The sequence below is a fragment of the Candidatus Allofontibacter sp. genome, from assembly GCF_040404065.1.
GTDB lineage: Bacteria > Pseudomonadota > Alphaproteobacteria > Pelagibacterales > Pelagibacteraceae > Fontibacterium.
Genome location: NZ_JBBAJM010000001.1, coordinates 604,078 through 617,559 on the forward strand (window position 1 = coordinate 604,078; position 13,482 = coordinate 617,559).

15 protein-coding genes are annotated in these 13,482 nt (G+C 26.4%); 6 read left to right on the plus strand and 9 right to left on the minus strand.

Going from position 1 to position 13,482, the window contains the following annotated elements; genetic code table 11:
- Positions 1 to 44: 44 nt before the first annotated feature.
- Positions 45 to 377: a 30S ribosomal protein S6 gene (gene rpsF, locus AC8IG9_RS03175; RefSeq protein WP_507425374.1), complete on the minus strand. Its 333-nt coding sequence runs from the start codon at positions 375 to 377 to the stop codon at positions 45 to 47.
- Between the two features lie 124 nt (positions 378 to 501).
- Here rpsF and fabD point away from each other — a divergent pair, with 124 nt between their 5' ends.
- From fabD to gmk, 4 genes are read left to right on the plus strand one after another with little or no spacing between them, the layout of a single operon-like run.
- Positions 502 to 1,431, plus strand: a complete 930-nt coding sequence (fabD, locus tag AC8IG9_RS03180; protein WP_507425375.1) for an ACP S-malonyltransferase — start codon at positions 502 to 504, stop codon at positions 1,429 to 1,431.
- The gene (fabG, locus tag AC8IG9_RS03185; RefSeq protein ID WP_507425376.1) at positions 1,418 to 2,158 is read left to right on the plus strand and encodes a 3-oxoacyl-ACP reductase FabG; all 741 of its coding nucleotides are present in this window, start codon (positions 1,418 to 1,420) and stop codon (positions 2,156 to 2,158) included. Before fabD ends, fabG begins: the two co-directional genes overlap by 14 nt.
- 56 nt (positions 2,159 to 2,214) lie before the next feature.
- Complete coding sequence (locus tag AC8IG9_RS03190; RefSeq protein ID WP_507425377.1) at positions 2,215 to 2,454, plus strand: acyl carrier protein; 240 nt, start codon at positions 2,215 to 2,217, stop codon at positions 2,452 to 2,454.
- 5 nt (positions 2,455 to 2,459) lie between these two features.
- Entirely contained in the window at positions 2,460 to 3,059 is a 600-nt protein-coding gene (gene gmk / locus AC8IG9_RS03195) for a guanylate kinase (RefSeq protein ID WP_507425378.1), read from the plus strand.
- Here gmk and rsmA read toward each other — a convergent pair.
- From rsmA to AC8IG9_RS03225, 6 genes are read right to left on the minus strand one after another with little or no spacing between them, the layout of a single operon-like run.
- Positions 3,033 to 3,827, minus strand: coding sequence for a 16S rRNA (adenine(1518)-N(6)/adenine(1519)-N(6))-dimethyltransferase RsmA (gene rsmA / locus AC8IG9_RS03200; protein ID WP_507425379.1), 795 nt, complete (start codon positions 3,825 to 3,827; stop codon positions 3,033 to 3,035). The two genes, gmk and rsmA, sit on opposite strands and share 27 nt — an antisense overlap.
- On the minus strand, positions 3,814 to 4,788 hold the full coding sequence (locus tag AC8IG9_RS03205) for a PdxA family dehydrogenase (RefSeq protein ID WP_507425380.1): 975 nt from the start codon (positions 4,786 to 4,788) through the stop codon (positions 3,814 to 3,816). The genes rsmA and AC8IG9_RS03205 overlap by 14 nt, the downstream gene beginning before the upstream one ends.
- Positions 4,785 to 5,402 (minus strand): SurA N-terminal domain-containing protein, encoded by a 618-nt coding sequence (locus tag AC8IG9_RS03210; protein WP_507425381.1) that lies wholly within the window; start codon positions 5,400 to 5,402, stop codon positions 4,785 to 4,787. The genes AC8IG9_RS03205 and AC8IG9_RS03210 overlap by 4 nt, the downstream gene beginning before the upstream one ends.
- 10 nt (positions 5,403 to 5,412) lie before the next feature.
- On the minus strand, positions 5,413 to 7,743 hold the full coding sequence (locus tag AC8IG9_RS03215; protein ID WP_507425382.1) for an LPS-assembly protein LptD: 2,331 nt from the start codon (positions 7,741 to 7,743) through the stop codon (positions 5,413 to 5,415).
- Complete coding sequence (locus AC8IG9_RS03220) at positions 7,733 to 8,833, minus strand: LptF/LptG family permease (protein WP_507425383.1); 1,101 nt, start codon at positions 8,831 to 8,833, stop codon at positions 7,733 to 7,735. Before AC8IG9_RS03220 ends, AC8IG9_RS03215 begins: the two co-directional genes overlap by 11 nt.
- Positions 8,833 to 9,924, minus strand: coding sequence for an LptF/LptG family permease (locus AC8IG9_RS03225; RefSeq protein ID WP_507425384.1), 1,092 nt, complete (start codon positions 9,922 to 9,924; stop codon positions 8,833 to 8,835). The genes AC8IG9_RS03220 and AC8IG9_RS03225 overlap by 1 nt, the downstream gene beginning before the upstream one ends.
- A gap of 29 nt (positions 9,925 to 9,953) precedes the next feature.
- On the opposite strand from AC8IG9_RS03225, the gene AC8IG9_RS03230 reads away from it, so the two are divergent.
- On the plus strand, positions 9,954 to 11,417 hold the full coding sequence (locus AC8IG9_RS03230; RefSeq protein WP_507425385.1) for a leucyl aminopeptidase: 1,464 nt from the start codon (positions 9,954 to 9,956) through the stop codon (positions 11,415 to 11,417).
- Positions 11,417 to 11,818, plus strand: coding sequence for a nucleoside-diphosphate kinase (gene ndk / locus AC8IG9_RS03235; protein ID WP_507425386.1), 402 nt, complete (start codon positions 11,417 to 11,419; stop codon positions 11,816 to 11,818). Before AC8IG9_RS03230 ends, ndk begins: the two co-directional genes overlap by 1 nt.
- Before the next feature lie 5 nt (positions 11,819 to 11,823).
- Here the strand turns inward: ndk and purN are convergent, their stop codons facing one another.
- On the minus strand, positions 11,824 to 12,402 hold the full coding sequence (gene purN, locus AC8IG9_RS03240; RefSeq protein WP_507425387.1) for a phosphoribosylglycinamide formyltransferase: 579 nt from the start codon (positions 12,400 to 12,402) through the stop codon (positions 11,824 to 11,826).
- The gene (purM, locus tag AC8IG9_RS03245) at positions 12,377 to 13,429 is read right to left on the minus strand and encodes a phosphoribosylformylglycinamidine cyclo-ligase (protein WP_507425388.1); all 1,053 of its coding nucleotides are present in this window, start codon (positions 13,427 to 13,429) and stop codon (positions 12,377 to 12,379) included. The genes purN and purM overlap by 26 nt, the downstream gene beginning before the upstream one ends.
- Between the last annotated feature and the right edge of the window lie 53 nt (positions 13,430 to 13,482).

Sequence of the window (13,482 nt, forward strand, 5' to 3'; positions counted from 1 at the left end):
TGAATTAGTATTTTTTTTAGTTTTTTTAATATTTTTTCTTTTCATTACTTGACCTCTTCTTTTTGCATTAGTTCTGAATTTTCTTCTGGTATATTTTTTATTCTAATAGTCATAAATCTTAAAATATTTGATTCTATTCTTTCTATTTTTTCCAACTCTTGAACAATGCTAGGTTCTCCAGAAAAATAAAGGTTAGTATAATATCCTTTTTTAAAATTCTTAATTGGATAAGCTAATTGTCTAAGTCCCCAATTCTCTTTCTTTTCAACTTTCCCTTTATTTTTTTTTATAATGTCTTCAATTTTTTGATTTAGGTCGGAAAGGTCTTTATTATTTAAGCTTTGAGAAGCTATGTATGTATGTTCGTAATAATTCATTTTAACTTATGGTTGCTTTAGTTAGCATCCCAACCCTAATATTAAAGTCGAGAAAGATAGGGCAATATATAATTTTTTTTTTTTAATACAACAGTATTAATTTTGTTATAATTAGTGATTAATTATGAAAGCACTTGTATTTCCAGGTCAGGGTTCACAGTATGTAGGAATGGGAAAAGATTTTTATGAGAGTTTTAGAGAAGTAAAAGAAGTTTTTCATGAAGTTGATGATGCGCTAGGTATTAAATTATCCAATATTATTTTAAATGGACCTAAAGAAGAATTAGATCTTACAGAAAATACTCAACCAGCCATAATGACTGTAGGAGTGTCAATTTATCGAATTTTTAAAAAACATAAAATTAAAGATTTAAAAGAATATCTTTTTTTTGCAGGTCACTCTTTAGGTGAGTATACATCTTTAGTTTGCTCAGACTCCTTGACTTTAAAAGATGGAGCTAGAATTCTTAAAGCTAGAGGCAAATCTATGCAGGATGCTGTGCCTGTAAATGTAGGGGCTATGGCAGCTGTGTTAGGAGCTGAATTGGATTTGATAAATGAAGTTATTAAGAAACATAGTTCTAATGAAGGAATAGCTGAAATTTCCAATGACAATTGCCCAGGTCAAATTGTTATTAGTGGTAGCAAAGATAAAATTAATAAAATAGTTGATGATTTAAAAAGTAATTATAGTAAAAAAGCAATTTTATTGCCTGTCAGCGCTCCATTCCATTGTTCTTTAATGAAACCTTCAGCAGATAAAATGAATGAAATTTTAACAAAAACAGAATTCAAAAAACCGCTGATCAATATAGTCTCTAATGTTACAGCTAAAACAATTGATAATTTCAAGGAAATACCTTTATTACTTACAAAACAAATAACTCACCACGTAAGATGGAGAGAATCTGTAGATTTTATGAGTAAGAATGGTGTAAAACATTTTATTGAAATAGGTCCGGGAAAAGCTTTGACAGGAATGATAAAAAGAATAGGAAAAGAACTTACAACAACTACAATAGATAACATAACTCAATTTAATGAATTTAATTAATTTAAAAAATAAAAAAGTTTTTATAACTGGAGGTACAGCAGGAATTGGACTTTCAATTTTAGAATCTTTTTACAATTTAGAAGCAGATATATTTACTATTGGCACAAATGTTGAAAATCTTAAAATTATTCAAAATAAATTTCCTAAGATAAAAACTTCTAATTTTAATCTAGAAGATCATAAAAAAATTGAAGAACTAGTTAAAGAAGCCAAAGACAAATTAGGGGGTTTGGATATTGTTATAAATAATGCCGGAATAACAAAAGATAATTTAGCTATTAGAATGTCTGATGAAGAGTGGAATAAAGTAATTAATATAAACTTAACTGCTGTTTTTTTAATTTGCAAACATTCTATTAAAGTTATGATGAAACAAAATTCTGGATCAATTATTAATATTAGTTCAATTGTTGGACATACCGGAAATCCAGGCCAGGCTAATTATTCAAGTGCTAAAGCCGGTATAATTGCAATGTCTAAAAGCTTAGCAAAAGAATACGCCAAAAAGAATATTAGAATCAACTGCATTTCACCTGGATTTATTGATACTAAAATGACTAAAGCTATTAATGAAGAGTTTAAAAAAAAAATAATAGAAAATATACCCATGGCAAGATTAGGCACTGGAAATGATATAGCTAATTCAGCTATTTTTTTAGCCTCTGATCTTTCAAGTTATATTACAGGTGAAACTATCCACGTTAATGGTGGCATGTATATGGCTTGATTTATTTAAGTTATTCATTTATTGAAAGAATCATTAATAATTAGGGAGTTTAAAAAATGAGTGATGTTGCAGCTAAAGTTAAGAAAATTATTGTAGAGCATTTAGGAGTTGATGAGGCAAAAGTTACCGAAGACGCAAGTTTCATTGATGATTTAGGAGCCGACAGCTTAGACACAGTAGAGTTAGTAATGGCGTTTGAAGAAGAATTTGGCTCTGAAATATCAGATTCAGAAGCAGAAAAAATATTAACAGTTGGCGACGCTGTAAGATTTATCGAAAATAATCCCGCTAAGTAGTTTTTTTGGTTTCAAAATCAAGAAAAGGTTTAATTTTAATATTATCTTCCCCATCTGGGGCAGGAAAAACTACACTTGCAAAAAAGATAGCAGATAAAGATAGTAATTTTAAAATATCAGTTTCCTACACAACAAGAACTCCGAGACCAAATGAGGTTAATGGGGTTGATTATAATTTTGTAAGCATTGATGATTTTCAAGATTTATCCAGTCAGAATAAATTTTTAGAACAAGCTAAAGTTTTTGGTAATTATTACGGAACTTTAAAAGGCCCAATAGAAAAAGATTTAGCAAAGGGAGTGGATTATTTGTTTGATATTGATTGGCAAGGTACAGAACAGGTAAAAAAATTAATGCCGCTAGATATTGTTCCTATATTTATTCTACCACCAAGCATTGAACATTTGGAAGATAGACTTAAAAAAAGAGAAGAGCAAAATCAAGAATTAGTAAAACAAAGAATGAAAATGGCAAAAGGAGAGATTACTCATTGGAAGGATTATAAATATATTGTTGTAAATGAAGATATTGAAAATTGTTTTAGTCAAATAAATCAAATTATCAAAGTTGAAAGAGATTTAAGGGCGTCTTTTAACAATATCTAATAATTTGTAATAAAAATCAGAATCTAAATTTTCTGGTCTTAAATTTTTAATTTTATCAAAATTTATTATTTCTAGTTCTTTCTCACTAAAATTTTTTTTTAGAACTTTAGCAATCATTTTTCTTTTATTGTTAAATATAGTTTTTGTTAATACGGATAAAATATTTAAATCTTTTAAAGTAAATTTAGATTTTTGTTTTGGATAAAAGGATAAAACTGAAGAATCTACTTTAGGCTGAGGATTAAATTCAATTTTTGAGACATTAAAATGAAATTTTACATCAAGTCTTGTATTGGTTAGTATAGATATTCTTCCGTATTTTTTTTGATTGCAATTTGCAATAATCCTATCAGCAACTTCCTTTTGAAACATAAGGATCATTTGGTCATAAAAAGGTGGCCAAGGATCTGAATAAATCCATTTTATTAGTAATTTTAATGAAATGTTATAAGGAAGGTTTCCATAAATTATTACATTATTTTTATAAATTTTTTTTTCATTTACTGTTAAAGCATCACTAATTTCATAACTAAAATTATTATGATCTTTTTTTATTTCATCTAACGAGTTTATTAAATCTTTATCATATTCAATGGCATGTATATTTTTAGGATTTTTTTTTAATAGTTCTCTAGTTAAAGAACCAGTTCCAGGGCCAATTTCAATTATATTAGATTCTTTTGTTATTGTTGCTATATCGGCAATTTTTTTAATTATTTCTTTGTTGATTAAAAAGTTCTGTCCAAGACTTTTTTTATGCCTGAACATTATATTTTGATAAAAAATTTATAGCTTTAATAAAGCTTTCTGGATTTGCAATATTTTTACCAATAATGCCAGTGCCTGTTCCATGATCTGGAGATATTCTAATAAACGGAAGCCCTATAGTTATATTAATAGCATTCATATCAAATATATTTTTGAAAGTTGTTAAGACCTGATCATGATAGTGACCAATTAAAACATCAATCTTCATTTTTTTTCTTTGCAAGAAACTAGTATCTGGAGAAATAGGGCCAAAAACAGGATATTTCTTTTTTAATTTATTAATTGCAGGAATTATTATTCTCTTTTCTTCATAGCCAATATAACCGTTTTCCCCATTATGAGGATTTAATCCTAGTATTCCAATTTTAAATTTTTTCTTTTTAAGAATTTTTTTATAAAAATAACTAATATTTTTACAGGCATGATTAATTTTTTTAAATGAGATATTATTTGGGACCTTCTTTAAAGCAATGTGTGTTGTTAAAGGTAGTACAGAGAATTCTTCATTAAATAATAGCATGTTTTGTTTTCCCTTATTGTCTGTTTTATCTGCAATATATTCTGTAATTCCGTTGTATTTATTTTTAGTAAACTTAGATTTATCTATGGGAAAGTTTATTAATCCGTTTGCAATTTTATTTTTTAATAAATTAATACCGCATTCAAAGCATTCATTAATGTAATTACTTGATTTATTTATTTTTAAATCAAAAGATTTTTTTTGGTAATAATCAATATTAAAAAAATTAAATTTATTATTTTGTAATTGATTATGATCCTGATTAAAAAAATTAAAATTTATTTTATAACCTAAAAATTTTGCTTGTTTTTTTAATAAAGAAAAATTTCCAATAATTGCAAAATTTAATTTAGATTTTTTTAGGCTATTTAACGATTTTAAAAAAATTTCAGAAGATGTACTATTAGGTTCCCCTAAAATAATTATAATAATTTTTTTCACAATATTTTAATTAAATATTTTTTTTTACTTTTTTCTAAATGAGATGCTGCAATTTTGTTAAGTAATACATTTCTTTCTGAAAATATAAGTTCATTTTTTAATTTTTCATTATCCGAAGAATTGCCAGATTCTTTAGATATTTCTTTATCAATTTCTGTTAAATTTACATTCACTCTATTAGCGTATGTATTTTGTATTAATTTTGACCATCTCATATCGGTCTTTATTATATTTTTTAGATAATCATCTTCTATTTCATTCTGTTTAAAGAAAACATTGAGTTCTTCAGCGCTTACTTTTTTACTAGTTAAATAATTATATAAATTAATTTCAACTTCTTGTTCTGTTACTTCAATTTTAAGATTGTCAGATTCTATATTTTTTATTTTTCTATCAATTAGAGTTTGAAGACTTTGAGTTTTTAAAGAATCTAACTTAGAGTTATTTTGAGCTTTTGTAATAAATTTGATAAAATTAATTTCTTTATTAATGTCTAGATCAGTTATTATAGAATTATCAATAGATGCAATAACGTTATTAGATAATTCTTTTGATTTTACGTTATTTAGTAATATGCAAAATATTGCTATAAAAAAAAGAATATTTTTTTTCATTCAATATATTTTATCTTCCAAGAGAAGGTATTAAGTTACTGCTTGTAAAATTTTCCCCAAATGGCAATAAAGTTATTCCAAAAAAGATACTCGTAGTTGGTTTTACATCTTGATTGGTTGAGTATGTTCTTTGAAGATAAAAACCATATCTAATACATTCATTTTCATTTTCTATAGACAATTTATGAGCGTTTGACATGTTGGTTTTAAGATTTCGATCAGTTTCAATCTTTAGCTTTGTATTATCTGTTAAGTTAGAAACCAAGTTTGCCTTTGCGTACCTTTCGCTTCCAATATATTTAGCTTTTTCATAATAATTAAGATTAATTTCTGAGGAATTGTTAATAAATTTTTTTACATTTAAATCAGAGTAGTTAATATTTGATTTACCATCTATGTCATTTTTAAGCGTTACATCAAAATTCTTAGGCACCGTATAATTAATCTTAGTCACAAAATCTGAAGTTTTATTTTGTAGAGATGAAGTAGTTGGCATATTATTATCTGTATTAAATTTTATTACTTGACCAATTGATATTCCAGCTTTTGCTGGTTGTTGGTTATTTCCTCCTGGCTCTTTACTTGGAATAAATTTTTCTTGCCATAACCAGTCAAAGCCTAAATTGAATGTTAAGTCTTTTTCAATCAATTCGTCACTATTCATTCTATTTAATGAAAATAAATTATCCGTTGTTAACATAGTAGTATTAGTTGTTGAATTTGACATGTTGCCCGGAGAATAACGAGTCAGTATTCTTGGTATTAAATATTGCTCACTTTCCTTTGAAAGTTTTGCGAATGGTAAAGCGGTATCAAATCCAAATATAGGATTTATTTCATTATTTAAGTTTTCTTTTGGAGCGCCATAATCTGAATAGTAGTTGATGTTGTTAATTCGCGTTAAAAATTTATAACTAACTCCTAAATCATTGTTGTAAGCTTCATTAGTTGAGTAATCTAAGTTGTTTATGAATCGTGACTTATTTTGGTTAGTATTATTGTTCTGAGCGTCAAATTTAGAATTAAAACTAAGGTTATTTTCGTCAAATAATTTATATTTTGAGTATGTTATTTCAGGAAGCAAATATTGATATTGATTACTTTTTTGAGCTAAACTAATGTTTTGGTAGGCCGCACCTTTAAAATTTAATGTTTCATTTTTACCAAATGAATTAAAATACACTTCATTAACAAGTTGAGTGTCATCTTCTTTTACTAGAATTCTTTTAAATCCATCGCTTGTTGAGTTTATCTTATTTACTTTCAAGTAAGTAGGGTTACTAACATTTTGAAATTTGGTATTAAATTCACTTTTATCTAAAATTTTATCATCGTAATTAAGACGCAAGTTTCCATACAGATGATGTCTTGAACCATCAGTTTGAGTTGCGTTTACATCTCTGTAACCTTTAGTGAATCCACCCTCTAAAGACAGATCTCCATTTTTAAACGCTTCTCTATATTCGCCTAAAAAAAGAGGATTTTGTTTAAAATAATATACAGGACTAATTGTGAAATCTTTTGAGTCGGAAATTGGATAAAAGATTGGAGCTTTGATAGTTGAACCCAAACTAGTTCCTAAAGATGCAAAACTAGGTGCTAAAAATCCCGCTTCTCTTGATACTGATGGATCGGGATGAGAAAAATATGGAGTGTATAAAATAGGAACATTATTTAAATCTAAAGTTGCATTTTTATAAATAATTTCTTTAGCTTCTTTATCATGAATAATTTGTGAGGCATTCAAATCCCATGAGTCACAACCTTCTTTTTCATTACTTCTTTTGCAGGATGTAAATTTTCCATCTTTAATTATTGCTATATTTCCTTTTATACTCGCCTCTCTTCCAGATAGTCTTGGTTCAACAAATTCATTAAATTTATCTCTAGATTTAAATTTCTCTTTATTAAGATTAGAGTCTAGATCATAACCAATAATTTCATTAAATTTATCATCCGCAACTATTTTTGAAAAATAATATAAATTTTTTCGGTTGTCAGAAAATTTTACTTTATTTTGAGCTATTATTATTTTTTTTTCTAAATCGTATTCAAAATTTTCAGCAAACAAAGCGTTATTTTTTGAATCTAAAAATCTTGAATTGCCAAAAGTTTTTAATAATTGATTAGCTTTGTTGTATATAAGTCTATCAGTAAAGATTTGGTTGCCATCCTGATTCTTTGCAGACACATTACCTGTAGCTTCAATAATATTATTATCTTGAGCGTATGTTATTTTGTCAGCAGAAAAATTATAAATATCTTTTTGTTGAGCTTTTAAAGATTTTGTAGAAAAAAAAATAAATACAATGAATAGAGCTATTAAGAATTTATTTTGCATTAACTTGAGTTATTCCAACTAAATTTATTAAAATTATGAGAAATATAGGTATCCAGACCGAAAAATCTACAGATATTATTCCTGATTTTGCAATTGTGATTGATAAATCATTTAAAAAATAAATTATTATACTGATAATAACACCATAGACTCCATATTTAAGATAATTCGAGGTTTTTCCAAGATTGATAATCATTAGCCCAGATAGAATAGACATCGCCAATAGGTAAATTGGAAATGATATTAATTTTTGATATCTAATTCTTAGATCAATAGAAGAGTATCCTTTATCTTCTAATAGTAAAATTTCTTTCTTTATATCAAATAATGATGCCGTTTCAGTATTTTTATAAATATTTTTAATTGAATTAATATTTAGTTTTGTTTCGTATTTAAAACTTTTTAAAAAATTTTCGTTATTTTTCTTTTTATTAGCATTAATTATATAAACTTTGTTTAATTCCCAAATTTGATTATTTATAGTTCCTTCATCAGCATCAATTCTTCTAATAAAATCATTATTATTATTGTAATTATAAATAGTAATTTTCTCAAATTTGGAAAAATCCTTATTAATTTTTTCTATTCTAATTATATTTTTTTCTTTTTCTCCCTTGTCTAAAATCCATATTCCTGTTTCGTTTAGAAATACTAAGTTTTTTGTTTCATTATACTCGCTTTTAAATTCTTCATAATATCTTAAAAATGAAGAGGAAAATGGAACGATTAAAAAAACAATTAAATAACCCAAAACAAAAGATGTTAAAGCAGGAATTAGTATAATTTGTATATTCGAGTAACCGGCAACTCTTAAAGATATCACTTCGTTATGATTATAAATCTTTAGATAAAAAACTATTCCTCCAAACAGCACTATAAATGGAAATAAATTAACCAAGACGTTTGGTATTCTCAAAACAGAAAGCATTATAAAGTAGATAAATTTTAATTCTTTCTTAGTTTTAAAAAAATTAAATTCATCTAAAAGGTTCATTAGAACAATTATGGAAAGCATTACTGCAATTACTACAAGCAAACTTTTTAAATATTCCTGAATGATGTACTTATTTATGGATTTTAAATTAAGCATTATGATTTAATATTTTCTTTATTTAGAAATCTATTAAGGACCATCCAGCAAATAAAAAAAAAGATTAGTGGTGTTATGTAGAGTGCAAAACTGAAATTTAATTTTTTTGATGATAAATCCAAAAGCACCTCAGATAAAATTAGCGTTCCAAAACCTAAAATAGATATTATTACCTTAAGCAAATTGTAGTTCACTATGTCTTTATTTGTAATAATTAAAAAGCAAGCCAATATTATTAGAAAAGGAATAAATAACGGCATTATTATTCTGTCATTTAATTCTCCAATTGCATTTGTTCTCTGGGTATTTTTTTCATCTAAAGCTAATTTAATTAAATCAACTACAAACATTTCATTGAACTTATAATAATCAATTGTTTTTTTATTGTATTGGCTTAGGTCTAATGTTGTTTTATCAAAATCTAAAATAGATATTTTTCTATCTTTTCTTTCCTCCTGTATGCTACCGTCCACAAGAACGAGTAAGTTTTTATTATTATCATTAATAGCTACTCCAGATTTAGCTATAATTGTTTTTTTTACCTCTGGAGTGTCTTCAAAAAGAATAATTTCCTCTAATTCATTGATTTTATTTTTTTTACCAACATAAATTGTTAATTTTTTTAAAGGATTATTAAAATTGTTTTGTTTTAGCAAAGGACCTATCGAGCCAACTCCAGAATTCAGAAGTAAATACCTCGAGCTATTGGTGAAATAAGGAATTATAAAAGTTCTAATAATTATAAGTATTAGAACTAGTAGTATTGATGATTTTAATAAAAAAAGTATAAAATGCTTTTTGTCAAAACCAGATAACCACAAAGCCTTTAGTTCATTATGATCTTCAAATTTAATGATTGTGACTATGAAACAAATAAAAAAAATTATTAATAAAATTCGTGAAAAAAATTTTGGTAATATTAACGCAATGTATCGAAAGTAAGTAAAAACTGAATTACCTTCTTCTCCTATTAAATCTAATAACCTGACAGCTTGGGTAATCCAAATAATAAGTCCAAAAGCGAGAAGGATAGAGAGATAGTTCTTTAAAAACTCTTTAATAAAGTAGTATCCTAACTTGTTTTTTTTCATTTAGATATATATATGATGATCATATCATTATGTTAGATTTTAAGATAATTCCAAATATAAATAATAACGCAGATTCATATATTTTCTTTTGTGATAAGAATTTTTCACTTAGCAAAAAAAAATTATCTTTCATCGATATAAATCATAACGAAATTATCTCTATTTTATCTAAAAATAAAGATGATGACTATCATGTGTTTAATTATTACAGTTCAAAACCTAGAAAAATTATTTTCATAAATTATAAAGCTAAAACTGATTCTGAAATTCAAAATATTGGTGGCAAAGTTATTAGTGAAATAAAATCTACAAAAGAAGTAAATGTTATTTTTTCTAATGATTCAAAGTCATTAGAAGATTATTATTTTAATTTTTTTTTAGGATGTTCACTTAAAAAATATTCATTTACAAAATATAAAACAATTTTTAAAAAAAATGATCACTCAAAAGAAAGCTTAATTTTTTCATTAGTTTCTTCAAACAAAAGTTTTTTTAATAACATTATAGATAATATAAAAAATATTATTGGCGGAGTTTTTTTAACTAGAGATTTAGTGTCTGAACCGCCTAATTATTTAAATCCTGAGAAATTCGTAAGTGAAATTCAAAAACTTTCTAAATTAGGTCTTAAAGTTGAAATCTTTGATCATTCCAAAATGAAAAAAATGGGCATGAATGCCCTGTTAGGAGTTGCTCAAGGAAGTAAAAACTTACCTTATTTTGCTGTAATTACCTGGAAACCAAATAATTCCAAAAATAAGAAACCAATTTCATTTATTGGTAAGGGAGTATGTTTTGATACTGGAGGCATCTCTTTAAAGCCAGCTAAGTTCATGGAGGATATGAAATATGATATGGCAGGCGCTGGAGCTGTAGTTGGGGTAATGAAGACTCTTGCTCTTAGAAAATCTAAATCTTACGTAATAGGAGCCGTTGCACTAGTTGAGAATATGCCTGGTGGATCCGCTCAAAGACCAGGCGATATCGTTAAATCTTACTCAGGCAAAACAATTGAAGTCTTAAACACCGATGCAGAAGGTAGATTAATTCTTGCTGATGCAATTTACTATATTGATGAAACTTATAATCCAGAATTGATAGTAGATCTCGCAACTTTAACAGGCGCAATTGTTATTGCATTGGGAAATGAATATGCGGGATTATTTTCTAATAATGACAAACTTTCAGAAAAATTAATGAAAGCGGGCGAGATTGAAAATGAAAAACTTTGGAGATTTCCATTGCATAAAAACTACGACAAATTAATGGACTCAAAAATTGCAGATGTGCAAAATATTAATTATTCTGGTGGAGCAGGATCAACTACAGCCGCTCAGTTTTTGCAGAGATTTTTAAAAAACAATACTCCTTGGGCTCATTTAGATATCGCGGGCATGGCTTGGACTAAAAAAGATTTAGATGTTATACCAACAGGGGCAACAGGATATGGAGTTAAACTTCTTAACAAATTTATTGAGGAAAATTACGAATAATGGAAAAAACTTTATCAATAATTAAACCTGACGCAGTTGAAAGAAATCTTATTGGACAAATTATTACTATTTTTGAAAAAAATTCTTTAAAAATTCATTCAATTAAAAAAATTCACTTAACAAAAAAAATGGCTGAAAATTTTTATTTTATCCATAAAGAAAGACCCTTTTTTAATGATCTTTGTTCTTACATGTCTTCTTCTCCAGTCGTTGTTATGGTTTTAGAAGGTAAAGATGCGGTTTCTAAAAATAGAGAAATAATGGGTGCAACAAATCCAAAAGATGCAGCAAAAGGAACAATAAGAAATTTATATGCAATTTCTTTAGATAAAAATTCAGTTCATGGATCAGATAGTCAAGAAAACGCTAAAATTGAAATAGATTTTTTCTTTAAGGAATAATTAAGTTAAGTCAATTTACTACACACAAGATCTAAGGCTTTCGGATAGATCTTATGTTCAATTTTAAGAACTCTTTTTGCCAAAGTTGCAGGTGAGTCTTTTTTTAATATTTTAATTTTTCTTTGAATAATTATTTTTCCAGAATCAAGTTTAGCATTTACGTAATGAACTGTTGATCCAGCATATTTATCTTTAGCCTCAATTGCTCTTTTATGTGTGTCTAGGCCTTTATATTTTGGCAACAAAGAAGGATGTATATTAATAATTTTAAATTTACATTTATCAATAAAACTTTTTGAAAGAATTTTCATAAATCCTGCTAAGCATAAAAGTTGAGTTTTGTTTTTATTTAAATAATTTATTGCCTTTTTTTCAAAGGCTTCTTTCTTTTTTTCAATTGCGTAATATAGAATCTTATTTTTTTTTGCGAACAACAAGCCTTTTGCACTTTTTTTATTTGAAATAACTAATTTTATCTTCCAATCAGTATTATTTTTTTTTGAATACTTTATTAGTTCTTTAAGATTAGAACCTCTACCAGAAATAAAAACACCAACATTAATATTTCCAGTTAATTTTTTCATTTAATAAGATCTTTTTATTACTATTGGCTTTAGTAACGTGCCCAATTTCATATGGTTTGAATTTTTTATTAAAAACTTCTTGTATTTTTTTTGAATTTTTTTTATCTGTTATAATACAAAAGCCAACTCCACAGTTGAATGTTTTTAACATTTCTTCATCATTAACACCTTTTGATTTAATCCATTTTATTACTTTGTTAGGCTTAATTTTTGAAAGATCTATTTTGGCACAAAAATTATCTGGAATAACTCTTGGTAAATTTTCAACAAGACCTCCTCCTGTAATATGAGCGCATCCTTTAATTAATTTCATACTATGTAGTTTCAATATTTCTTTAACGTAAATCTGTGTAGGAGTTAAAAGATTTTTATATAAATTTTTGTTGTCTTTAACTTTAATTTTTTTATCTCTTAAAATTTTTCTTATTAAAGAATAACCGTTCGAATGAGCGCCAGATGAAGGCACTCCCAATATAACATCGCCGTGTTTAATATTATTTCCAGTGATTACATTTTTTTTTCCAACAATTCCAACTGCAAACCCAGCTAAATCAAATGAGTCACCAGAATAAATTCCCGGCATTTCTGCTGTTTCGCCACCAGACAATGAACAACCAGCAATTCTACATCCTGCTGCTATTCCAGATAATATTTGTTTGTATTTTTTCTCAATAACTTTTGGAATAGCTATGTAGTCTAAAAAAATTACAGGTTTTGCACCTTGTACAATCAGGTCATTCACACACATTGCGACAAGATCAATTCCTATAGTTCTGAAGTCATTAAGATGATTAGCAATTTCTAGCTTAGTTCCAACACCGTCAGTTGAAGTTACTATTAATGGGTTTTTTATTTTATATTGCCCTAAATCAAATAAAGATCCAAAGCCTCCAATATTTTTGAAATTTTTTACTTCGCTTCCTTTAATTTTCGTTGATTTAGATAGCTTAGATATAAATTTTACTAAATTTGTGGTTTTTTTTATATCAACGCCACTTTTGAGATAGGTAAAATTAGAATTATTCATTAATAAATATTAACACTTCAGCAATACACTTGTTTTGTTATTTTACAAACAGT